Annotated in this window: 18 protein-coding genes, 1 pseudogene and 1 riboswitch; of the genes and pseudogenes, 5 read left to right on the top strand and 14 right to left on the bottom strand. The window is 69.9% G+C overall.

The window, feature by feature from the left end; genetic code table 11:
- Positions 1–523 precede the first annotated feature (523 nt).
- Positions 524–898, bottom strand: a complete 375-nt coding sequence (locus AB0J06_RS10095; RefSeq protein WP_357426730.1) for a hypothetical protein — start codon at positions 896–898, stop codon at positions 524–526.
- A gap of 425 nt (positions 899–1,323) precedes the next feature.
- Between AB0J06_RS10095 and AB0J06_RS10100 the strand changes: the two genes are divergently transcribed.
- Together AB0J06_RS10100 and AB0J06_RS10105 are read left to right on the top strand one after the other, a co-directional pair.
- Positions 1,324–1,935: an RNA polymerase sigma factor gene (locus AB0J06_RS10100; protein WP_357426732.1), complete on the top strand. Its 612-nt coding sequence runs from the start codon at positions 1,324–1,326 to the stop codon at positions 1,933–1,935.
- 257 nt (positions 1,936–2,192) lie between these two features.
- The gene (locus AB0J06_RS10105; RefSeq protein ID WP_357426734.1) at positions 2,193–2,687 is read left to right on the top strand and encodes a hypothetical protein; all 495 of its coding nucleotides are present in this window, start codon (positions 2,193–2,195) and stop codon (positions 2,685–2,687) included.
- A 54-nt stretch (positions 2,688–2,741) separates the two neighbouring features.
- Here AB0J06_RS10105 and AB0J06_RS10110 read toward each other — a convergent pair whose 3' ends face one another.
- From AB0J06_RS10110 to AB0J06_RS10135, 6 genes are all read right to left on the bottom strand, one after another.
- Positions 2,742–4,868, bottom strand: a complete 2,127-nt coding sequence (locus AB0J06_RS10110; protein ID WP_357426736.1) for a bifunctional polysaccharide deacetylase/glycosyltransferase family 2 protein — start codon at positions 4,866–4,868, stop codon at positions 2,742–2,744.
- 3 nt (positions 4,869–4,871) lie between these two features.
- A complete protein-coding gene (locus AB0J06_RS10115; RefSeq protein WP_357426738.1) occupies positions 4,872–5,381 on the bottom strand; it encodes a hypothetical protein in 510 nt (169 codons plus the stop codon).
- 736 nt (positions 5,382–6,117) lie between these two features.
- Positions 6,118–6,702, bottom strand: coding sequence for a TetR-like C-terminal domain-containing protein (locus AB0J06_RS10120; protein WP_357426739.1), 585 nt, complete (start codon positions 6,700–6,702; stop codon positions 6,118–6,120).
- Positions 6,703–6,714: 12 nt separating this feature from the next.
- Positions 6,715–7,263, bottom strand: coding sequence for a hypothetical protein (locus AB0J06_RS10125; protein ID WP_357426741.1), 549 nt, complete (start codon positions 7,261–7,263; stop codon positions 6,715–6,717).
- A gap of 305 nt (positions 7,264–7,568) precedes the next feature.
- Positions 7,569–8,315, bottom strand: coding sequence for a C39 family peptidase (locus AB0J06_RS10130; protein ID WP_357426743.1), 747 nt, complete (start codon positions 8,313–8,315; stop codon positions 7,569–7,571).
- 498 nt (positions 8,316–8,813) lie between these two features.
- Positions 8,814–8,956: riboswitch (cyclic di-AMP (ydaO/yuaA leader) on the bottom strand.
- A 280-nt stretch (positions 8,957–9,236) separates the two neighbouring features.
- Entirely contained in the window at positions 9,237–9,641 is a 405-nt protein-coding gene (locus AB0J06_RS10135) for an SRPBCC family protein (RefSeq protein ID WP_357426745.1), read from the bottom strand.
- Positions 9,642–9,849: 208 nt separating this feature from the next.
- Here AB0J06_RS10135 and AB0J06_RS10140 point away from each other — a divergent pair.
- Positions 9,850–10,506, top strand: a pseudogene (locus AB0J06_RS10140) (hypothetical protein); the annotation flags it as partial.
- Between the two features lie 452 nt (positions 10,507–10,958).
- Here AB0J06_RS10140 and AB0J06_RS10145 read toward each other — a convergent pair.
- Positions 10,959–12,674: an amidohydrolase gene (locus AB0J06_RS10145; RefSeq protein ID WP_357426747.1), complete on the bottom strand. Its 1,716-nt coding sequence runs from the start codon at positions 12,672–12,674 to the stop codon at positions 10,959–10,961.
- A 181-nt stretch (positions 12,675–12,855) separates the two neighbouring features.
- Between AB0J06_RS10145 and AB0J06_RS10150 the strand changes: the two genes are divergently transcribed.
- Positions 12,856–13,545 carry a S8 family serine peptidase gene (locus AB0J06_RS10150; protein ID WP_357426749.1) on the top strand — a complete coding sequence of 230 codons (690 nt, stop codon included), beginning with the start codon at positions 12,856–12,858 and terminating at the stop codon, positions 13,543–13,545.
- A gap of 125 nt (positions 13,546–13,670) precedes the next feature.
- On the top strand, positions 13,671–13,907 hold the full coding sequence (locus AB0J06_RS10155; RefSeq protein ID WP_357426751.1) for a hypothetical protein: 237 nt from the start codon (positions 13,671–13,673) through the stop codon (positions 13,905–13,907).
- 80 nt (positions 13,908–13,987) lie between these two features.
- Here AB0J06_RS10155 and AB0J06_RS10160 read toward each other — a convergent pair whose 3' ends face one another.
- The 6 genes from AB0J06_RS10160 to AB0J06_RS10185 form a co-directional block, all read right to left on the bottom strand.
- Positions 13,988–15,073, bottom strand: coding sequence for a winged helix DNA-binding domain-containing protein (locus tag AB0J06_RS10160; RefSeq protein WP_357426790.1), 1,086 nt, complete (start codon positions 15,071–15,073; stop codon positions 13,988–13,990).
- A 124-nt stretch (positions 15,074–15,197) separates the two neighbouring features.
- Complete coding sequence (locus tag AB0J06_RS10165) at positions 15,198–16,190, bottom strand: TIGR03842 family LLM class F420-dependent oxidoreductase (RefSeq protein WP_357426753.1); 993 nt, start codon at positions 16,188–16,190, stop codon at positions 15,198–15,200.
- Between the two features lie 12 nt (positions 16,191–16,202).
- Complete coding sequence (gene hydA, locus AB0J06_RS10170; protein WP_357426755.1) at positions 16,203–17,606, bottom strand: dihydropyrimidinase; 1,404 nt, start codon at positions 17,604–17,606, stop codon at positions 16,203–16,205.
- Complete coding sequence (locus AB0J06_RS10175) at positions 17,603–18,445, bottom strand: nitrilase-related carbon-nitrogen hydrolase (RefSeq protein ID WP_357426757.1); 843 nt, start codon at positions 18,443–18,445, stop codon at positions 17,603–17,605. The genes hydA and AB0J06_RS10175 overlap by 4 nt, the downstream gene beginning before the upstream one ends.
- Positions 18,442–20,001 (bottom strand): NCS1 family nucleobase:cation symporter-1, encoded by a 1,560-nt coding sequence (locus AB0J06_RS10180; RefSeq protein WP_357426759.1) that lies wholly within the window; start codon positions 19,999–20,001, stop codon positions 18,442–18,444. Before AB0J06_RS10180 ends, AB0J06_RS10175 begins: the two co-directional genes overlap by 4 nt.
- Positions 20,002–20,240: 239 nt before the next feature.
- Positions 20,241–21,845 (bottom strand): PucR family transcriptional regulator ligand-binding domain-containing protein, encoded by a 1,605-nt coding sequence (locus tag AB0J06_RS10185; RefSeq protein WP_357426761.1) that lies wholly within the window; start codon positions 21,843–21,845, stop codon positions 20,241–20,243.
- Positions 21,846–22,012 lie beyond the last annotated feature (167 nt).

Here is a 22,012-nt window from a genome sequence, read left to right on the forward strand (position 1 = left end):
CGGGGCGGGAGGCTGTCCCCTGTCACCCCTGGCGGGGATCGCACAGGAACAGGCCCCACACCGAGAGCGCCACCTGGTGCGATGGCGTTACGTTGCCGTCACGTACGGGTGAGCCCGATGAACGCGAACGACGGCCGGCGGTTGCCGTCGAGGGTGACGAAGTCGGAGTCGCCGTAACAGGCGCCGCCATAGTCGCGACTTTCCCTCATCACCAGGCGGATCCACGTCGCCTGTCCACCCATTGGTGAACGGCCTCGACATACATCGTGCCGCGCCCTGGATCTGTGGTGTTTCGAGGCCGAAAAGGAAAGGATGGCCGGTGTCGGTTCTCGACAGGCAGCGTGACGCGGGCCGGCACGGGCGCGGGATCATCGAAAGTACCGGGCTTGGTCGAGGAGTAGGATGAGATCCCCGAATATGGGTCTTTCCACGTGCGGCTGTTCACCCTGAGTCTTGTCTCTCTTCGGCGTCAGCGCGTCCGCTTTCGTTACACCGACGCGCGCCGACGGGGTGCCGATATATGTCACTGTTCTGACGTGGCGCTTGTGTTGATCTCGTCGTGCCCACCGCTTAGCGTGATGCGGGTCGGAGGCGGGGCTGATCCCCATTCGTGAGGGCGCACTGCCGTCACGTGAAGATGCACCCACGTGAAGCCGTCGGCATCCGGCGCGAGATTCGCCGGAACGGTCTGGCCACGGATATGCCGAGCCGGCGTTCGATCGACAATGAACACGCAATGCCCGTTCAGGGTGGGGCGGGTAGTCAGGGCAGTCGCGAGGGGAACGATGGTGGTCGGGCGGAGACGGAATTCAGGTTCGAGACGGCGGCGGGTCAGATTGCTGCTCTTCTGCGGTACGGGTAGCCGGGTCATGGCGCGGGCGGGGTTGACGGGGGACACCCGAAAACTCGAGCACTACATCCTGTGACCACCCGTACGCGGAAGTGGTTGCCGGGGCGCTCGGTGCGGTCGCCGCGCAGTTCAGGCACGTAGCGGCCGTCATGGCGGAGGTGATCCGACGGCCGGCCGGGCTGTCGCTAGCATTGCGCAGCGCAGCGGCGCGTTCCCGACCTGTCGGATTGGTGGTCGGAGGCTCGCTGAGCGCGGGCGGGATTGCCTCGCCGCGTGGATCCGGCGGTCCGGGAGGACGATGACGTGGCAGCAGGGGCGTTCCGCCTGCTCGGTGAACGGGCGACGGCGCACGGCGGTGAAGCTGGAGATCTCTCCTCCAGCAGCCCTCGCGTACACGACCGTCGCCGCGACCGTCGACCTGGTCCCGCCTTGCCGTGGAGAGCAGGCAACCCGAGTGGCGGGTGGCGCTGATCATGAGCGCTGAGCTGTCCGAAACCGTGCGCGCGGCGCAGGCCGGCGACGAGGAGGCGTTCCGCCTGCTCTACCGCACCGTGCAACCGGGGTTGTTGCGATACCTCACCGCACTGGTCGACGCGGACGCCGAGGACGTCGCGTCGGAGACGTGGCTGCAGATCGCGCGCGACCTGCCCTCGTTCAACGGCGGTACGGGGTTCCGGGCGTGGGCGGCGGCGATCGCCCGCAACCGCGCGCTCGACCATCTTCGCTACCGGCGCCGTCGTCCGAGTCTTTCCGTGCCTGTCGACGAGTTGGCCCACCTCGCCGGTGATGAGGACACCGCCGGGCGTGCGGACGAGGGGATCGGCACCGACAGCGCGATCGCGCTGATCGCCGCGCTTCCCCGGACCGAGGCCGAGGCAGTGCTGTTGCGCGCGGTGGTCGGCCTCGACGCGGAGAGCGCCGGGCGGGTCCTGGGCAAACGCCCCGGCGCGGTCCGGACCGCCGCGCACCGGGGACTCCGGCGCCTGGCCCGGATGTTGGAGCAGCGCGAGCCGTCTCTGACGCCGGGGAGTGAACAGGACGTCCTCGCACCACCACCACTCACCGACCGGCGGTCGAAGGGGTGACCAGCGGAGGAGTTCGAGGCATGTTGGACAGGACGCTGAGGGGCATGGGGATGAGAATCAGGCGACGCGGTCGACCAGACCGTGGCACAGCCGAACGCCTGCTTCATCCCACAACCGGGAGGGTCGCGGGCGGCGATGACGCGCTGGCGACGCTGCTCTCGGCCGCGGCCGCGCCATCACGCCCTGGCGAGCTCGCTGGCGAGGAGGCGGCTCTCGCGGCCTTCCGCGCTGCCCGCGACGTTGTGCCACCGCCGTCCGTGACGAGGGAGCGCCGCAGGCGGCGGCTCACCGTCGGCGCGGGCGTCTGGGCCGCGGCCATCGCCGCCACGGCCACCGCCGGCGTGGCGGTGGCGGCCGGCACGCAACTCCGGGACGAACAGCCCCGTCCGCAACCCTCCACCGCCACGCCGACCCAGCCGTCCGCGACGCCGTCACCGGCGCCCGCCGTACCCTCCGCATCCGCTTCCGGCGCGCAGCTTCCGGATCGCCGGACCCCCGAGCCGGCGCAGACCGGCCTCTGTCGCGCCTACCTCGCGAAGAAGGGCGTCGAACGCGGGAAGTCGCTGGACACCCCCGCCTTCCGCGGCCTGATCGAGGCGGCCGGTGGGCGCGACCGCGTCACGGCCTACTGCGAGCAGGCGGTCGCTGCGAAGCCCGAACCTGGCAAGGAGCGGCACAGGCCGGAGCACGCCAACACCGCCCCGCCGGGTCGCGACCCGTCGAAGACGCCGGGCGGCGGCCCGAAGAAATAGCGACGGTACGAGGAATTCGCGCCCGGTCCGTCGGGAGGACGGCCGGCGGCCGTATCAACGCGACGACCTGATCCGCGTATCGACGGGTACGGCGGCTTCACCGGTACGCACCATCCGGTGCCAGCGCAGTCTGTTGCCGACGAGCGCGGTGACCACCGACTGCACGACGACCAGGTACATGACCTGGCGGTAGAGGACCTGCTGGAACGGCAGGCTCCACAGCGGACCCATCCGTTCGCGGTCGAGATGAAGAGCGTACGCGGCCGTCAGTGCCTGGAGCATGAGCAGGCCGAGCCAGGCCAGCGCCAGCTGCGACCAGGGTAGGAAGAACAGGCCGTAGAGCGCGAAGACATCGACGGCCGGCGCGGTGAGCGGCAGCGCTACCTGAAACACCGCGAGGTACGGCAGACCGCGCCGGCCCAGCTTTCCGGCCGACCCGCTCTCGGCGAGCGCACGCCGGTGCTTCCACATCGCCTGCATCGTCCCGTAGCACCAGCGGTAGCGCTGACGCCACAGTTGCCGCAGCGACGACGGCGCTTCGGTCCACGCGATGGCCCGCTCCTCGTAGACCACCTGCCAACCGGCCCGCAGCACGGCCATGGTCAGATCGGTGTCCTCGGCGAGGGTGTCCGTCGGAACCCCGGCGACGTCGACGAGCACCTCGCGGCGGAACGCTCCGATCGCTCCAGGGATCGTGGGCATGCAACCCAGCACGTCGTACATGCGGCGGTCGAGGTTGAAGCCGATGACGTACTCGAGGTGCTGCCACCGGCCGAGGAGCCGCTGCCGGTTCGCCACCTTCGTGTTGCCGGAGATCGCGCCGACCGCCGGGTCGGCGAACCCCTGGACCAGGCGGTAGACCGTGTCCGGCTGGAAGACCGTGTCCCCGTCGACCAGAACGAGCAGGCCCGCGCGGGCGTACCGGATGCCGGTGTTGAGTGCGGCCGGTTTCCCCGCGTTGGCCTGCCGGATGACGCGCACCCCCGGTAGGCCCAGTCCCTCCACGATCTCGGCCGTGCCGTCGTCGGAGCCGTCGTCGACAACGATGACTTCCAGCCGCGGGTAGTCGCTGGTGATCAGCGAGCGCACGGTCGCCGCGATGTTCGCGGCCTCGTTGTACGCGGGCACGATCACCGAGACCGGTTCGAGGATCTCGGGCTGCCGTCGCCGCCGGCGGCGGACCTCCCGCAGATGGATCCGGGCGCAGACCAGTTGCACGGCGAGACGGATGAGACCCAGGACGAGAGCCACGGCGAGCAGCGCGGCCATTGCGTCGGCCAGCCAGCCGGCACCGATCTGGGCGTACCGCAGTCCGGCGCCGCGCAACTCCGCCGCCCCGCTCGCCGGTATGTCTGAGCGCGCCGCGCCCAACCCCTCCGACACCGTCGTGAACCGGTAGCCCTGCTTCATGAGTACGGGCAGCAGTTGGTCGAGGGCCGCGACCGTCTGCGATCGATCGCCCCCGCCGTCGTGCATCAGCACGGTTGCTCCGTCGCCCCGGCGCGGCGGGCTGGCGGCGGACACGATGGCCTCCACCCCGGGGCGACGCCAGTCCACCGTGTCGAGGTCGGTGAGCACGGCGATGTGCCCGGTGCCGGCCGCGTCGTGCAGCGCCGTCAGGTCGGCGGCGGTGAGCGCCCCCGGGGTGGACGAGAACGGTGGCCGGAACAACCTCTCCTGCCGGCCGGTCGCCCCCACGATCGCGTTGCGGGTCAACGCGAGTTCCACGTCGCGCGCCCAGCCCGGCAGTACGGCGACATCTGCGTGGGTGAACGTGTGGGAGCCGATCTCGTGGCCCTCGGCGAGCATCCGCCGAACAAGCTCCGGATGCTCGTTCACGCGCGACCCCACGACGAAGAAGGTGGCGTGCGCGCCGTGCCGACGCAGCACGTCGAGGACCCGGGGCGTCCATCGCGGGTCAGGGCCGTCGTCGAACGTCAGCGCGATCGCGCCGGCCGGCATCGACCTGCTGACCCGTGACGCGCCGTCGAAGCGGAGTACTGACCCGCCCGTGGTCACATCCGCCGACGCCGGCGGAAGGTCTGTTGCCGAACGACCGGAGCCCCCGGTCACGCCGGAGGCGTAGCCGTTGAAGGACAGCGCCGCCAACAACACCACGAGGCCGAGAAGGAGGAGCAGCCAGTGGGCCCGGGGATCCCGGCGTGCGACGTGAAGTCCCAACGCCTAGCTCCGCTTTCCTGTTGATTTGCTGGGTTTGGCGCGCGGAGTGCTGCGGTGCTCGTCGCCGAGGCCGGGTCTGTCAGTGGCGCGCGGCGGCCGGTTGGCCGGCACGGTCGGAGGCCTGGTGACCGTCGGCGCCGTCCTGGCGGCGGGCCCGGCCGTTCGGACCGTGGCCGGGTCGCGGAGCGGGGTGGGGGAGGGCACGCGTCGCTCCGCGACCTGACCCTGTTGGGGGCGGTTACCCGCCTCCGGCCACCCGGGGATCGGTAGCGGCGCGTCGGTGACGAGCCCGGCCAGAAGGAGGCCGAGCCATGCCATCAGGCTTGCGGCCATGCCCGTGCCGGCGAGCACGGCGAGACGACGGCGGCGGCCGGTCTTGTCGACGAAGACAGGATTCGTCCGTCCCGTCGGTCCGAGGCCACGACGGCGGCCGGTGCGGTCGACGAGGATCGGGGTCGTCCTGCCCGCCGCCGATGTCACCGTCTCCTGCGCTTCATCCCGCGTCTGCACCATCTTGCCTTTTCTCTCCGTGCGGTTATCGATCCCGCTGGTCCATTCGTCCCGCGGCGTCGGCATCAGACTCTGGCGAAATCTCACGGGGGACCCGGCAAATGGGCGACAGGTGCCCCGTCTGCGCGAGCGCTGCACCAGGCTAGGAGATGGTGGTGGTGCGCTCAAGGCAACGGGGCCGGCAGAAAATGGGACTTATCTCAGCCCGTTATGGCGGCGGGTTGATGTAACGGAATGCGCGGCGGTGGCGCTGGGTGCGGGCGAAATCGCCGGATCGGCTACACCGAGGCGATTCGAGCATTCTAGGACGGCCGCTGTCGATGTGCAGCCCGGACGTGACGCTTCTGTTCCGATGCCGTCAATATCCGTTACCGGGACGCGCTGACCATGCGAGGCGCCTGGCGTGAGGTCCACAATGCGCAGACCCGCCGCGCCGGGCGGTGATCCCGTGGGAGCGAACGGCACAGTCAAGATCGATGGAGCCGCCTTCGACGACGGTATCGACAACGAGCCGCACGTGACCTGCGACTTCCACGTCGACTTCTTCAACTTCGATCAGAACGAGCGCGCGAACATCCCGACGCGGCGCCCACAAGTCCGTCCAAGCCCTCGAAGCCGACATCCGCGCCTGGATCGCCGACTGGAACGAACACCCGCGCCCGTTCCTATGGACCAAGACGGCCGAAGAGATCCTCGAATCCCTCGCCCGATATCTACGGCGAATTTCTGGCGCACGACACTAGCGCAGGCGCGGCGACGCGGTGGCCCATGACGTGAAGGCGGTGTCGAGGGCGTCGACGAGGCGGGTGAACGTGGCGTCGACGGACTGCGGCAGGCCGAACCCGCCAGCGGTTTCCAGGGTGACGAAGCCGTGCAGGGCGGCCCGCAGCGACCGGATCGCGTCGACGGCATCAGCACCGGCGATCCCGTACGCGCGGAGAACTGCCGCGGCGACGCCGACAACGGCCTCACTGGCGGCGATGTGCTCGCCGTCGTCCGCTGAGGGAGCCCGCACGCTCGCGGCGTAGCGGCCGGGGCAGCGTTTGGCGTAGCTGCGGTAGGCGGCTGCGATGGCATGGAGTGCATCGCGGCCGGCGCGTCCCACCCCCGCCGCCGACATCGCCGCCGCCAGTTCCCGCACTCCCAGCAGCGCCAGGTCGCGCTGCAGCCCGTCGAGCCCGCGCACGTGCTTGTACAGCCCGGGCAACGACACGCCGAGCCTTTGTGCGACGGCGGCGAGCGTCAACCGGTCGAGCCCGACCTCGTCCGCGACAGCGGCGGCTTCGGCAACGACGCGTTGGGGAGTCAGACCGGCACGGGGCATCGGGGGACTCCTTCAGCGGCGGGCGCGGGCCAGGGAGAGTCCTGTCCCGGTCACCCACACGAGCAGCAGCGGGAGCGCGACGTACGCCACGGGCGTCAGCGCCGTGCTGACCAGGAGGTAGCCGACGCCGGCGCCGGTCAGCGCCACCGCGAGCACCGCGCCGACGTAGCCTAGCCAGCCGGGCAGGACCCGGGTGCGACGGGCCACGGCGACACCGGCGGCCGCCATCACCGCGAGCGCGAACATCTTTACGCCGTCGATCCGGTTGACCAGGTCGAACAGCAGGCCGGCCGCTCCGGTGCGGCCGGTGGGAACCGCCCACGCGGCGAGCGCCTGCCCGAGCGCGAACTGCGCCAGCGACAGCGCCGCCGCGCCGAGGCCTCCGGCGGCGGCCACTCGACCCCACCGTTGGGCGCGATTGCGGGCAGCGACGTCGGCCAGGGCCAGCGCGACCACTGCCAGGGCGAGTGCGGCCACGCCGTGCACCAGCAGTGACTGGGTCATCGCCATGCCTCGATGCCCCGCGTACGCGGCGGTCACGTCGGCGGCGGAAGCCGTCACGCCCACATCGGATGACCACACCGCCAGACCGGCTGTCCAGGCCACGCTGTAACCGGCTGCCGCCGTGGCGACCACCCCGGTCGCGCTCCGATAGCCGGCCGACGGACCGTATCCGGCGTGTGTGGTCATGGCTTCCCCCGACATCTTCTAGTTAATGACATTAACTAGAAGGCTAGGCTACGTAACCAGATTGGTCAAGACGTGCCGGGGAGACCACGAAGGGCCAGCTCGATGAGCTGGCCCTTCGTCGATCTGACGAGTATTACCGCCGGTGCCGGGTGCCATGGCTGGCACCGGTTCGGGGCTTAAGCGGAGTAGCCGCGCGAGGCCATCCAGCTGGCCATGTCGATCGTGCTCATCCAGTAGGTGGCCGGACCGACGCCGGACGGATCGGCGACCTGCACCTGCCGTCCCTCATCGCTGTAGCCGACGATGGTGACGTAGTGGCCACCCGGGAAGCTGCGCCAGAATCCGGCGTTGTCCGTCGCGCCGCCGGCGATGTTGGCGACGACCGCGCGACCGTCGCTGAGCGCGTTGACGACGTCAGCCTGCAGCCGGTCCATCTCGGCCGGGGTCGCGCCCGGGCCCGGGATCGACTGCGTCCGGTAGGCGTCCTTGCCGATCACCTTGTTCATCACCCGGGTGATGTCCTCGGCGGAGTTGGTGCCGTTGACCGTGGTGCCCAGCTGCTGAGCCAGCTCATCCTGGCTCAGCGTGACGCCGTTGGAGGTCAGGGCGATGCGGGTCGCGGCAGGGCCGCAGTAGTAGAAGTTGGGCTGGTACTCGAAGTCGTACTTGCCGATCTTCTCCGACGGCGGCTTCGGCGCGGCCGCCTTCTTCTCGGCGTCCCCCCGGTGGTTACCGGTGGTGAACGCCATGTCCACGACGGCGGGGTTGGCGGCGGTGTGCGCCGTGGACGGTGCCGTGGTGAGGGTCAGCAGGCTGCCGCTGGTCGCGGCTACCGCGAGAACGGCGGCGGAAACCATGGCGGCCGGGTGAACGCGGCGGGGTGCGGCGTGGCGGAACAGCGTGCGGATACGTCGGATTTCCACTGAAGGCTCCATTGCTGTACCGACTCGTGGTCGGCGTCCCAATCAATAACGGTGAACGGTCAGCCAGGCCGACGGTTGACGCGATGACGTCGAGCGGGAAAGAGCCACGGCGCGGTGCGCGTGCGCGCGCTGGACGAACCCGCAGGCTCCCGTCGTCGGATCCCCATCGGGCCAGACGTGCGGAGCGTTACGGATGAGCGTCGTGGTCTCGTTCGTGACCCGAGCGACGAAATGGCTACTCCACTGCGACAGCGTCTGCTGCTGTGGTGCGCGCTGAAAAGGACGCGCTCATGCGTCGCCGCAAGCGGCGGCGGCATGTCGTGAACAGTGGCGCCGGAAACAAGGTCCGGCTTCGTGAACCCGCGTCAGGGCGTCGGCGTGGCTAGTGATCGAGCGTCACGAGCCCGCTGCGTACGAGGCGTTCCGCGGGGGAAAGCGCGCTGCGGCGGGGGGATTGGGGGGATGTGCCACGGCACATTCGGCGCTGCACTTCTATGTGTCTCCTTCCGATACCGCCTACCGGGTTAGCTGACGGATTCGGGCGGGAAAGAACGCCCTACCACAGGCCAAGGCCCGCGGATTCACCCCAGAGTTGCGATGGGTCCCCGGCTCGTGCAAGCACGACTAAGCGGGTCCGATCCGGGGTCATCTTGTGATGAGCAACGACCGGGTCGGACGAGCCGACACTACTGGTCCCGCTCCTCGGCTGCCCAGCCCTTCCCGACCTGCTGCGATGTACCACACTCGCGTTCGACGCAGGGCCGCCCGGGGCGTCCGGAACCGCACACCGGCGCCCGATCGTGACGGACGGTGGGTGCGAAACCGGAGTGGGCATTGCGGTGATCGCGCATTGCTGCGGCCGGCTGATTTCGCGTAGACGATTGCTACCCGTATTTCAGCCGTCAATAGCGGTGGGTCCTGTTACGGGGTCGGCGACCGGCTGCCGCGCTCTATCGCTTCGAGCACACGTTTGAGCGTTTGCAGATCGTTTTCGACAAGTGCTGCGGCCGCTTCGAACTCGTGATCCGCCATATCCGGCGTCTGGAAGAACGTGAAGATGACCTCGGAGCCGCTGCCGTTGGGGACGACGCGCACGGCGTTGACGACCGTGATTCCCGGCGCGGCGGTGACTCGATGATCAGCGACCCCGAAGGGGTTCGGCGCCACGAAGTCGATCTCCACCGGATCATCGACCGTCTCGACAACCCACTTTCCATCTGACGGCCGCACCGCCCGCGCGAACCCCGGCGCCCACTGGGGCAGATTGCGCGGTTCACGGATGAACTCGTAGGTGCTCTGCGGAGCGCGAGCGATCGAGACGGTCACTGTGCGCGATGGCATGACGGACACGGACGCAGTATCGCAGGCCGTAACGGTCGCCCGGAGCGGGACGCGGCCGCAAATTGACGACGGGTCTGAAGTCCCGCGCATGCCGGCGGGAGCGCTGAGGATCCACAGAGGTGTCCGTCATCGTCGATGTGGGTACTGGTGGCGTGCCATGCCACGTTCACCGTGCGCCCCAGGAGGTTCAGCGATGGTCGAGGTTCTCGCGTCGCCCACAGTAGACATCGGTGGAGCTGTCACCGACATGTGGCGCAGCGTTCTGCTCTTTCTCCCGAAAGCGATCGCGTTCCTCGCGATCCTGCTGGTCGGCTGGCTTCTTGCCCGAGCCCTGTACGCGGTCGTGGACAAGCTGCTGGAGCGCGTCGGCTTCGATCGGGCGGTGGAGCGTGGCGGCATCAAGGCCGTGCTCGCCCGGAGCAAGTACGACGCCTCGGACATCGTCGCGAAGCTCGTGTACTACGCGATCCTGCTCTTCGCTCTGCAACTGGCGTTCGGCATCTGGGGACCCAACCCGGTCAGCGACCTGATCGAAGCCGTGGTGGCCTGGCTACCACGAGCGTTCGTCGCGATCCTGATCGTCGTGGTGGCCTCGGCGATCGCCAGGGCCGTCAAGGACATCATCGCCACCGCCCTCGGCGGTCTGTCCTACGGGCGGCTGCTGGCGAACGTCGCCTCGGTGTTCATCCTCGGTCTCGGCGTGATCGCCGCGCTCAACCAGGTCGGTATCGCCACGACGGTGACCACTCCGGTGTTGATCGCCGTGCTGGCCACCGTGGGTGGCATCCTGATCGTGGGGGTCGGCGGCGGGCTGGTGCGGCCGATGCAGGCCCGCTGGGAGGTGTGGCTGGAGCGGGCGGCGGCGGAGTCGTCGCGGGTCGCCGAGCACGCCAAGGCGTACGCCGACGAGCAGCGGGCCAACCAGCAGACGTGGGTGCCGAGTCAGCACGTGCCGACGGAGCCGCAGTCGTCGGCGTACCCGCAGGGGCAACCCTCGGCCCAGCCCGACGTGGCCGACCCGGAAGCCACCCAGGTGCTGCGTCCCTCGACCGTCGCGCAGTCGCGGCAGGTGGGCGACCAGCCCGCCCAGCAGGCGTACGCGGATCCGCAATCGCCGGCGGACGCGCCGGGACAGCCGCCGACCGAGCCCGACACGGCGGATCCGGAAGCCACCCAGGTCCTGCGTCCGTCGAACACTCCGCAGACTCCGCGCGTGGGCGACCAGCCCTGACCGGCGACCCCGTCATTCGTCCCGCACCCCGTCCATCAGGGTGCGGGACGAAACCGTGCTGGTGGTGGCGGCTATTCCAGCGGGGGCAGGTTCTCTGGCGGCAGCTCCGGCCCGAGATCGGGGGCGGTCTCGGTCGACACGATCCGCCGTGGTGGCCACTTGACACCCCGCGGCGGCCAGGTTTGCCGCGTCCGCTCCAGGAACCACCTCGGTGGCTCGTACAGCGGCAGTTGGTAGTTGTCGGGGAGCATGCTCTTCCACCTGATTTTCGCGGTGCGGCGGTCGAACTCCTCGTTCATCTCCGCGACCATCTTCGGCTGGGTCAGCAGGTCGACGGTGGTGGCGGCGAGGTACTTCGCGGCCATCACCATGGCCACGTGACCGGCGTTGGCCGCAGCCGTGGCCGTGTGGTGCCACGAGTGGTTCTTGGTGCCGCCGGGCTGGTGCGCGGTGCCCATGGAGATCGTCGGCACCTGCCAGCTGATGTCGGCGACGTCGGTGGAGCCCCCGCCCATGAACACCGCCGCCGGTGGCCGCAACTCGCTGATCGTGTCGGCGAACCCGGTCTCCTTCGTCCCGTTGGACCGCTGCAGCGCCCTGCCGAACGCCTGGTCACCCGCCGAGAACTTCGGGGCCCCCACCTGCGTCATGTTGGCGTGCATCAGCTCCGCGCCGCGCTTGTTGCCGAGCATGTTCCACACGCCGGCCATCATCCGGTTTTCCATGCGGGTGCCCGTGGCCATGGCGGCCGCCTCGGCGCATTTGATGATCTTGTCCATCAGGATCTTGGCCCGGGTCGGGCTGCCTTCGCGGGCGAAGTACCAGATGCTCGAGAGCGTGGGAAAGACGTTCGGCGCCTGACCGGTCTGTCGCAGCGCGTAGTGGACCCGGGCCGTAGGCGCCTGGTCGCTCTCCCGCAGGTATTCCGTCAGCATGGACATGGCCGACACCGCGTCCTGCGTTGGCCGGGTCGCCAGCGGTGAGCCACCGTGACCATCCGTGCCGAGGAAGTGGAAGGCGAGGCTGTACATGGCGTTGCTCGAACCCCAGCTGGTGCTGTTACCGCTGGCCGGGTGCCAGTCGACGAAGGCGTCGAGGCCCTTGTAGACGCCGGCCTTGACGGCCACCGACTTACCCACCAGTTGCTCCTCGGCCGTGGAGCCGAAGAACTTGATGGTGCCGTCGAGGTTGCGGGCCTTCATGGCCGCGGCCGTGGCGGCCGCCGCGCCGGCCGCGGCGGCGCCGAGGGCGTTGTGTCCACAGCCGTGGCCGAACCCGTAGCTGGGGGCGTACGGATCATGGTTGTAGACCAGGGGGGAGTGCTGGGCGTTCCCTTTTTCCTGCGACAGCCCCGGCAGCGCGTCGTACTCTCCGCTGAAGCCGATCACCGGTTTCCCGGTGCCGTTGCTGAACGTGGCGACGAAGGCGGTCGGCATGCCGCCCGCCCCCCACTCGATCGTGAAGCCGTTGGCCTGCAGGTACTGCGCTTCGGCCCATGACGAGTTCCACTCCGCGAGCGAAGGCTCCGCGAACTCCCAGATCCGGTCGTTCAACCCGACGATGCTCTCCGAGTGCCGGTCGATCCACGCGACGGCGGCGTCCTTGGCCTGTGAGTCGACGGCGAGTTTCGCTGGCGGCTCGTAGTTGATGGGATCGGCCGGTTGTGTCCTGGGGTCGAGCGCGAGATCGGACGCGGCAGCCATGGCCGGATCCGCCGTCAGGATCGGGGCGACGGCCATCGCGGCGCCGGCGGCGCCGAGAAGTCCCAGCATGTCGCGGCGGCTCACGCCTGAAGGTTGGAGATGGTCGGTTTCACACACGGGCGACTCTCCTCGACTAGGGGTGATCGGCCGGCGGAAAACGGCGGACGACCGGGGTGTCACGAAGAGGAAGTGAGCGTGGAGGGACCTGGCCAGCATTCGGCCGGGATGCCGAGAACCTGCAGGTCAGGGCGCGTCTGGCCATTCCGTGGACGTTCTATCCGCGGCGCGGCCCCCGGGGTTGGGGCGCTATCCCGCAATCCATGAACGGCTATGGAGAATCCATCACGAGCGCCAATGTTGTGTCAATGTTTTCAATGAAGTTAACGCGAAAGGGGCTGGTCGTCCCGTCGTCGGCCCGGACGGCACCGGCGACCCCGAGGATGTGCACGGCACCCACGTCGCGGGCATCGCGGCCGCCGCCACCGGCAACGGTGTCGGCATCGCCGGAGTGGCCCCCGACGCGAAGATCATGCCGATCAAGGTGTTGGAGAAGGGGAGCGGCAGCTTCGCCGACATCGCCTCGGGTATCCGGTACTTCGCCGACCAGGGCGCCAAGGTCGTCAACCTCAGCCTCGGCGCGCTCCCCGGTGCGCAGGCGTTGACGCTCACCGGGCTCGTCGCCGATGTCACCCAGGCGATCGCGCACGCGAGCTCGAAGGGCGTGGCGGTGATCGCCGCTGCCGGGAACGAGGCCGCTCCGCTCTGCGCCACGCCGGCCTGGGAGCCGGGGGCGATGTTCCGTGCTGACGTCCACGGCCCGGACGCCGCTCGGCCTCGCGCGCGGGTCTACACGCCCGTGTACGGATGGGGCCTCGTGGACGCGCAGGCCGCGGTCGCCGCGCCGCGCGGCCAGACCCGCCCCGGCGAGCTGGCCCGTCGGGCGCGCCACGCCTGACGGGTCATCCGTCCGCCGGACCTGGCCTTGCGATACCGTCAGTGCGCCGACGCCGGCATCGACCGGTCAGCGTCCGCCGCGCAGGCGATCGCCGCACGGCACCCGAACAATGCAGGGAGATGCACATGCCGGAGCCGAGGCCCGCTCAGGACAACACCGCTGACGACGCCGGCACACCCGCCGAGACGGAGTCCGGGGCCGGGTCGGAGACCGACGAGCCCGCCGTCTACGAGAACCGGGCGGCCCGACGCGCGAAGGGCAAGGGCAGCTCGCAGCCTCAGCCCCATGGACAGGGCCAGCGCATCGGTGGTCGGGGTTCGGTCCAGAGTCCCCGCCAGTACGGCACCCGCCGCAGCGGCTGATCCGTTCCGGGTCGGCCCGGGCTGTCCGCCCGCGCCCTCGGCCCGCCCCGTCGGCTCCTGCCGAGGTGCGTGGTGGAGTGTCAGGGCCACCGGACCCGGACGGGCTGCCCGATGAAGCGTCCGTACGGCTGGAGCGCGTCCTCGATCTGCGCCCGGTCCGGGTCGCCGACGGGGACCAGCGGCCGGACGTCGACCGTGACCTGCGCTCGGCCCGTTGACCGCTTCCACGTCCCGATCACCCGGCCGCCGCGCACGATGGTCGATTGGAACACCCCGTTGCCGCCCGGGATGATCGCCTGCTTGTGTTCCGCGTCGAGCATGAGCGACCGGTCCTTGAACCCGAGCAGATACTCGTCGAACCCGGGCAGGGCGCGCAGCTCCTCGGGGCCATCGGCGGGCGGCCCGGCGCGGTCGGCGTCGAGCAGCGCCGAAGCGAGGAGCATCTCGCTCCCCTCGACCCTCACCAGGGTGAGGTCGTCGCCGGCGCCGGCGATGCCCCGCTTGGCGTCCGCGGCGGTGAGCCCCGTCCAGCCGGCGAAGTCCTGCCGGGTGGTGGGGCCGTGGCTACGGAAGTAGCGCACGGCGATCGCCGCGAGCGCCTCGTCGCGCTCCGGCCGGCGCGGGTCGGGCGCCCACTCGTCGAGCAGGACGAAGGTCTGTTCGTTGTCGACGTGCGGGGCGATGCAGATGACGCCGAGCTGGCTGGCGTACCAGAGCAGGTGGTAGCCGCGTTGCCCGGTGCAGTCGATGCCGGCGACGGTCAGCTCCGCGAGGCACTGCGCCCGGGTGAGACGTCCACCTCCCGCGAGCGCGGCGGCGAGCACGTCGACGGCGCGACGCGCGACCTGCTCGGTCAGGCCCAGCGACGTCCGCCGTTTCTCGACCCCGACCAGGGCGCGGGCACCCATGACCTCGAGCATCCAGTACGCGTCACGCGGCGGGACGAGGTGCACCGTGCCGCGCATCGGCCAGGTCCGTAGGGCCTCGCGGCGCTCCAGCGCGGCGTGCACGTCCACCGCCGTGAAGCCGGGGAGGCGAGCGCCGAGCGACCACATCGCGCTGGCCAGGTCCTGCGCCTGCATGGCGCCGAACCACTCCACGACCCCCGCCACGTCGGTCGGGTGCTCCGCTCCACCGTGCCCGGGCCGGAGCAGCAGGCTCGTCATCCGCAGCGCCAGCGCGTCGGCCGCGGTCAGCTCCACGGCCGGTTCCCCTCGTGAGTGCACACGCCACCGTACCTGCGGCGGGTGCCCGTGGGCGGTTCAGCGCGCCGCGACGGCGGTCGGCGGGCTACACGCGCGGAATCACCGCGTCGCCGTACGCGGCCAGGGTCTTCTTCTTGTCGTCGTGCATGAGGTAGAGCGCGAAGTTCGTCACCCCGATCTCGGTGAGCTCCTGCAGCCGGTCCAGGTGCGCCGACTCGGATCCGAGCAGGCAGAACCGGTCGACGATCTCGTCCGGCACGAAGTCGGTGGACGGGTTGCCGGCGCGACCGTGGTGCGCGTAGTCGTAGCCCTCCCGGCCCTTGATGTAGTCGGTCAGCGCCTTCGGCACAACCCCGGAGTCGCCGTAACGGGCGACCAGATCCGCCACGTGGTTGCCGACCATGCCGCCGAACCAGCGAAGTTGATCGCGTTGGTGTGCGAGGTCGGCGCCCACGTAGGCGGGGGCCGCCACGCACATGGTGATCGAGTCCGGATCACGTCCCGCCGAGGTGGCCGCGTCGCGGACGGAGCCGATCGTCCAGCGCGCGATGTCCGGGTCGGCGGTCTGCAGAATGAACCCGTCGGCCTGCTCGCCGACGAGCCGCAGCGCCTTCGGCCCGTACGCGGCCATCCAGATCTCCAGCTTGCCGTCGCGTACCCACGGGATGCGCACCGGCGTGCCGTGGTGCTCGACCTCGTGGCCCTCGGCCAGTTCCTTGATCACGCGCATGGCCTTCTTCAGCGTCGTCAGGCTCGCCGGTGGCTGGCCGATGACGCGGCGGGCGGAGTCGCCGCGGCCGATCCCGCAGACCGTGCGGTTGCCGAACATGTCGTTGAGGGTGGCGAAGAGCGACGCGGTGACCGACCAGTCGCGGGTGCTCGGGTTGGTCACCATCGGCCCGACGATCAGGTCCCTGGTCGCGGCGAGGACCTGCGAGTAGATGACGAACGGCTCCTGCCACAGCACACAGGAGTCGAACGTCCATCCGTAGCGGAACCCGCTCTCCTCGGCCGCGGTGAGGCCGGCGACGACGTCACGGGCGGGCGGGTCGGTCTGCAGTACGACACCGAAGTCCACGGCTCCTCCTTGTCAGACCAGGTATTGACTGAGGTCGCGTTTCAGGAATCTGCCGTGCCCGGCCGCGCCGTGGAAGGCGTTGTCGTCGACCACGATCCGACCGCGGGACAGCACGGTGGCCACCGTGCCGGTCAACTCCATCCCCTCGTACGCGGAATAGTCCACGTTCATGTGGTGGCTGCTGGCCGAGATGGTCTGCCGCGCGGTCGGGTCGTACACCGTGATGTCGGCGTCCGCGCCGGGAGCGATCACGCCCTTGCGGGGATAGAGGCCGAACATCCTCGCGGGCGTGGTGGAGCTGATCTCGACCCAGCGCGAGAGGGTGATCTCGCCCCGCACCACGCCCTGGTACAGCAGGTCCATCCGGTGCTCCACGCCCGGCATCCCGTTCGGGATCTTCGAGAAGTCCCCCCGGCCGAGCTCCTTCTGGTCCTTGAAGCAGAACGGGCAGTGGTCGGTCGAGACCAGCGACAGGTCGTTGGTGCGCAGGCCCCGCCACAGCTCCGCCTGGTGCTCCCGGGGCCGCAACGGGGGAGAGGCGACGTACTTCGCGCCCTCGAAGTCGGGCTTCGCCAGATCCTCCAACGACAGGAAGAGGTATTGCGGGCAGGTCTCGGCGAACACGTTCTGCCCGGTGTCCCGGGCCCGCGTCACCGCGTCCAGCGCGTGCGCGGCGGAGAGGTGCACGATGTAGAGCGGCGCGCCGGTGACCTTGGCCAGGGTGATCGCCCGCGAGGTCGCCTCACCCTCCAACTCGGGTGGCCTGGTGAGCCCGTGCTGCACCGGGTCGGTGCGCTCGGCGGCGAGCGCCTGCGCGACGAGTTGGTCGATGGCGATGCCGTTCTCGGCGTGCATCATGATCATCGATCCGGTCTCCCGCGCCTTCTGCATCGCCCGCAGGATCTCCCCGTCGGTCGCGTAGAAGACCCCCGGGTACGCCATGAACATCTTGAACGTGTTGACGCCCGCGTCGATGCAGGACTCCATCTCCTTGAGCGACGTGTCGTTGACGTCCGACACGATCATGTGGAACCCGTAGTCGATCGCGCAGTTGCCGTCCGCCTTGCTGTGCCACGTGTCCAGGGCCGACAGCAGCGAGTTTTCCTTGGCCTGCACGGCGAAGTCGATGATCGTGGTGGTGCCGCCCCAGGCCGCCGCGATCGTTCCGGTGGAGAACGTGTCCGCGGAGAAGGTGCCGCCGAACGGCATCTCCATGTGGGTGTGGCCGTCGATGCCACCCGGCACCACGTACTTCCCGGCGGCGTCGATCACGCGCTCCGCGCCCGATACCCACTGCTGGGCCAGGCCCGAGTCGGGTGCGGCGAGCGCGGCGATCCGCTCGCCCTCGACCAGCACGTCCGCCGGGTACGCCCCGGTGGCGTTGACGACCGTTCCGTTGCGGATGACGATGCTCACGGCTGCACCAGCGATCCGTAGGTGTCCGGCCGACGGTCGCGGTAGAACGCCCACAGGTTGCGGACCTCGGCCAGCGCGTCCATGTCGAGATCGCGGACGACGACCTCCTCCTCGGTGTCCGACGCCGCATCGCCGACCAACTGCCCGCGCGGGTCGACGAAGTAGGACTGGCCGTAGAAGTCGTTCTCGCCCAACGGTTCCACGCCGACCCGGTTGATCGCGCCGACGTAGTACTCGTTGGCGACCGCGGCGGCCGGCTGCTCCAGGCGCCACAGGTAATGCGACAGGCTGCGGCTCGTGGCGGACGGGTTGAACACGATCCCTGCCCCGGCCAGCCCGAGTTCGCGCCAGCCCTCCGGGAAGTGCCGCTCGTAGCAGATGTAGACGCCGATGCGGCCGACCGCGGTGTCGAAGACCGGGTAGCCGAGGTTTCCCGGCTTGAAGTAGAACTTCTCCCAGAACCCCTTCACCTGCGGGATGTGGTTCTTGCGGTACTTGCCGAGGTAGCTGCCGTCGGCGTCGATGACCGCGGCGGTGTTGAAGTAGACGCCCGGTTGCTCCTGCTCGTACATCGGCACGATCAGGACCACGCCGTGCTGCTCGGCGACCTCGCGCATCAGCGCCGTCGTCGGTCCGTCCGGAATCCCTTCCGTGTACGAGTAGTAGTCCGCGTCCTGCACCTGGCAGAAGTACGGGCCGTAGAACAACTCCTGCAGGCACACCACCTGGGCTCCCTGTGACGCGGCGCCGCGGATGGCCTCGACCGCGTTGGCGATCATGGAATCCTTGTCGCCGGTCCACTTCTGCTGCACCAGGCCGGCTCGGATGATGGTGCTCATCGGTTCTCCCCCTCGGGTCGGGCGGTACGCGGTAGCGACAGCGCCAGGTAGACGAGGAACGCGCCGACCAGACCGGCCACCCAGCTGTAGTCGTAGAGCGGCTTGAGGAACGGGATGAGTCCGTCGGAGGGGAACGGTCCCCTGCCCGGCGCGGAGTAGCCGCCACCGACCGCGAGCACCGCGCCGACGACGGTGGCGATGACGGCCGCCCAGTTCCAGCCGCCGGAGGACCAGTACCTGCCGTCGGGGCGGTAGAGGGCCGGCAACTGGATGCTGGTGCGGTCGCGGACCCAGTAGCCCGCGATGAGTACGCCGGCGACGGCGCCGAGCAGGCCGCCGTAGAACCCGAGCCAGACGAAGATGTAGATGTCGGGGTCCTGCACCAGTCGCCACGGCTGGATGAGGATGCCGAGCACACCGGTGATCAGGCCGCCGGTGCGGAAGCTGACCAGCCGGGGCAGCGCGTTGGAGAAGTCGTAGGACGGGCTGACGGTGTTCGCCGCGACGTTCACCGACAGGGTTGCCACCACGACCGTGAAGAGGCCGAGGGCGACAACGACCGGGTTGTCGAACTTGGCCGCCAGCTGGATGGGATCCCAGATCGCCTCGCCGTAGATCACGGCCGTACCGGAGGTGATCAGGATGGAGAGGACGGCGAAGAAGGACATCGTGGTGGGTAGGCCGAGGACCTGGCCGTACGCCTGCTGTCGCTGGCTGCCGCCGAAGCGGGTGAAGTCCGGCATGTTCAGCGAGAGGGTCGCCCAGAATGCGATCATCGCCATCAGCGACGGCGCGAACACCTTCCAGAACTCGACCCCCCAGCCCAGCTTGGACGGCTGCGACAGGATCGGGCCGAGCCCACCCGCGTTCACCATCACCCAGATCAGCAGGGCCACCGCGACCACGATGACGAACGGCGCCGCCCAGTTCTCGAACCGCCGCAGCGTGTCCATGCCGCGCCAGATGATCGCCATCTCGATCACCCAGAAGAGGAAGAACGAGGCCCACAGCGTCCACGGGTAGTCCATGACCGTCGGCGCGGTGAGCCACCAGGACCCCAGGAGCTTGCCGGTGATGGCGTAGATCGCCTCGCCGCCGATCCAGGTCTGGATGCCGAACCATCCGCAGGCGATGAACGCGCGCAGCAGCGCCGCGAGGTTGGCGCCGCGCACTCCGTAGAACGCGCGGGCGAAGACGGGGAAGGGGATGCCGTACTTCGTGCCCGCGTGGCTGTTCAACAACATCGGGACGAGGACGAGCAGATTGCCCAGTGTGATCGTGAGCAACGCCTGTACCCAGTTCATCCCGATCTGGATGAGCCCGGCGGCGAGGAGATAGCTGGGAATGTTGTGCGCCATGCCGATCCACAGCGCCGCGAAGTTGTACGTGGTCCAGGTGCGCTTCTCGATCGGCACGGGGGCGAGCTCGTCGTTGAAGTACGGGCTGTCGGCGATCGTGGAGAAGTCGCGTAGTTCGACCCGGCCATCCGGATGGGTGATCTGCGTGCCCGGTGGGACCGCGGTGGCTTCGGTGGGGGGCAGGGGTTCAACGGCCATCGGTCACATCCCTGTCACGCTGCCGCAATAGCGGTCGAACAACCGGCTCGCGCGCTGCGGGTGGGGGCGGTTCGACTGGACGTCCATCTCGGAATCCTGGGTGTCGCCGGGTCCTGACGGCAGTGGCAAAGTGCCCACGCTTGAGCTGCCCGGCGTGCACTATGTGCGCGGCATTGACGAGCCGACCTGTCAATGACGGGGGCGGACGGACTCGCGCCCCTATCGCCGGATGGCGGCCGTCAGCCCTCGTCGAGTTCGCGCACAAGGAGCGCGACGTAGAGCGAGAGGACCGACTCCGGGTCCTCGAGTGACACCCCGAGCACCTGGGCGATCCGCGACAGCTGCTGGTAGTACGCCGTGCGCGACAGGTGCGCCGCGGCGGCCGCCGCCGACTTGTTCCCGCCCTGCTCGCAGAAGCAGCGCAGCAGCTCCATGAGCCGGCTGCCCTGGCTGGCGTCGCGCGTCAGCAGCGGTCCCAGCTCACGGTGCGCGAATGCCCGTACCCGCTCGTCCTCGCGCAGCAGGTGCAGCAGACCGCGCAGTCGCACGTCATCCAGGCGGTGGTAGAGCTGGGTGCCGGGGGAACGCAGAGCCGCGCCCGCCACGTGCGCGGCCTCGCCCAGACTGCGCCGCACCTCCGACGCGTGTGACACCGTCGTGCCGACCGCCACCACGACCGGACCGGCGGCGGAGTGGTGCACCTCCCTGGCCAACCGACGCACGACCGCGTCGACCGCCGCCTGGGCCGGCACCGACAACAACGCGCGCACGCTCGTGTCGTCCACCACGCCCACCAGCGCCGGCACGGTCACCCGCCGCGCGGCCAACGCGGTGGCCTCCGCGAGATCCCGCAGCACCTCCTGCGTGGCCAGCGCCGGGGCACGCGGGGTCATGCTTCCCGGCCGGATCGCCACCCCGATCAGTTGCCGGCGCTCCAGCGCGACGCCCAACGCCGCCGCGCGCGCGGGCAGATCGGGAGGGGGCAACGCCTGACCGAGCAGCTGCGCGAGCAACATGCGGTGCGTCTGCCGCTCCAGACTATCCCGATCACGCGCCACCAGCCGGTGCACCGCCAGCGCAGACGCCGCCCGCTCCGCGACCACCACGTGCCGGTGCGGGGGAGGACCGGGCGAGAGCAGGACCAGCCGCCCCCAATCGGCGCCCTGCGCGCCGACCGCGGTGATCAGCCAGCCCGATTCCTCGTCGTAGGCGGTCCGTTCGGAGACCGCCACGGACCGGGATCGCTGGCCCCAGTCGGTCAGCAACTCGATCGGATCCTGCCCGGCCGCGTCGTACGCGAGCACGTCCTGCCCCAGCGTCTCCAGGACGACCGGTAGCCCGGATATCCTGGCCACCTCGCGCAGCACCTCGGCCGGCCCCGCCCCGGCCACGGTGAGTGCGGTGAAGGTCTCGTGCACCTGCTCGGCCGCCCGCAACTCGGCGAGCTGCGCGTCGACGATCAACGCCACGACCGCCTCCGTGACCGACACGAACCGCGTCTCCCGGCCCAGCGTGATCAGTGGCAGCCGGTGTCGCTCCGCGGCCGCCACGAGCGCGTCCGGCACGTGGTCGCTCCAGCGCCGCACCAGCTCGACCACCAGTCCCGCCGCGCCGACCGCGGCCAGGTCGTCCACGTACGTCGTGAGCGCCGTTTCCTCGTCCGGCAGCGCGATGCCGGTGGTCAGCACGAGCTCGCCGCCGCGCAGCAGGTGGGCGATGTCGGCGACCTCCGCCACATGGACCCAGCGGACCGGGCCGTGCATGCCGGCCGATCCGGCGACGACGCGTGGTCTGCCGCGCCGCATCACCGGCAGCGCTACGGCTTCCGCGACCGTGGGGTACATCGCGCCTCCCCTGCGACGGTTGCAAACAACGTAATGCCATCGGTGACGCCCGGTACAGGTCGCCCGTCGCGGCCAAACACCGCCCGCGACGCCCGGCTCAGGCGCCGGTAACCCCTCGCCCACCAGCCGCGCCGCGCCGTTGCGACCACGACCGGCCCGTGGCCCCG

The organism is Micromonospora sp. NPDC049679 (genome assembly GCF_040659735.1).
GTDB lineage: Bacteria > Actinomycetota > Actinomycetes > Mycobacteriales > Micromonosporaceae > Micromonospora_I.

Bases quoted from the DNA above. Each gene is read 5' to 3' on its own strand.
- AB0J06_RS10100 (WP_357426732.1), top strand. From the start codon at position 1,324: ATGAGCGCTGAGCTGTCCGAAACCGTGCGCGCGGCGCAGGCCGGCGAC.
- AB0J06_RS10115 (WP_357426738.1), bottom strand. From the start codon at position 5,381: ATGGTGCAGACGCGGGATGAAGCGCAGGAGACGGTGACATCGGCGGCG.
- AB0J06_RS10120 (WP_357426739.1), bottom strand. From the start codon at position 6,702: ATGCCCCGTGCCGGTCTGACTCCCCAACGCGTCGTTGCCGAAGCCGCC.
- AB0J06_RS10155 (WP_357426751.1), top strand. From the start codon at position 13,671: ATGCCGGAGCCGAGGCCCGCTCAGGACAACACCGCTGACGACGCCGGC.
- AB0J06_RS10160 (WP_357426790.1), bottom strand. From the start codon at position 15,073: ATGACGAGCCTGCTGCTCCGGCCCGGGCACGGTGGAGCGGAGCACCCG.
- AB0J06_RS10175 (WP_357426757.1), bottom strand. From the start codon at position 18,445: ATGAGCACCATCATCCGAGCCGGCCTGGTGCAGCAGAAGTGGACCGGC.
- AB0J06_RS10180 (WP_357426759.1), bottom strand. From the start codon at position 20,001: ATGGCCGTTGAACCCCTGCCCCCCACCGAAGCCACCGCGGTCCCACCG.
- AB0J06_RS10185 (WP_357426761.1), bottom strand. From the start codon at position 21,845: ATGTACCCCACGGTCGCGGAAGCCGTAGCGCTGCCGGTGATGCGGCGC.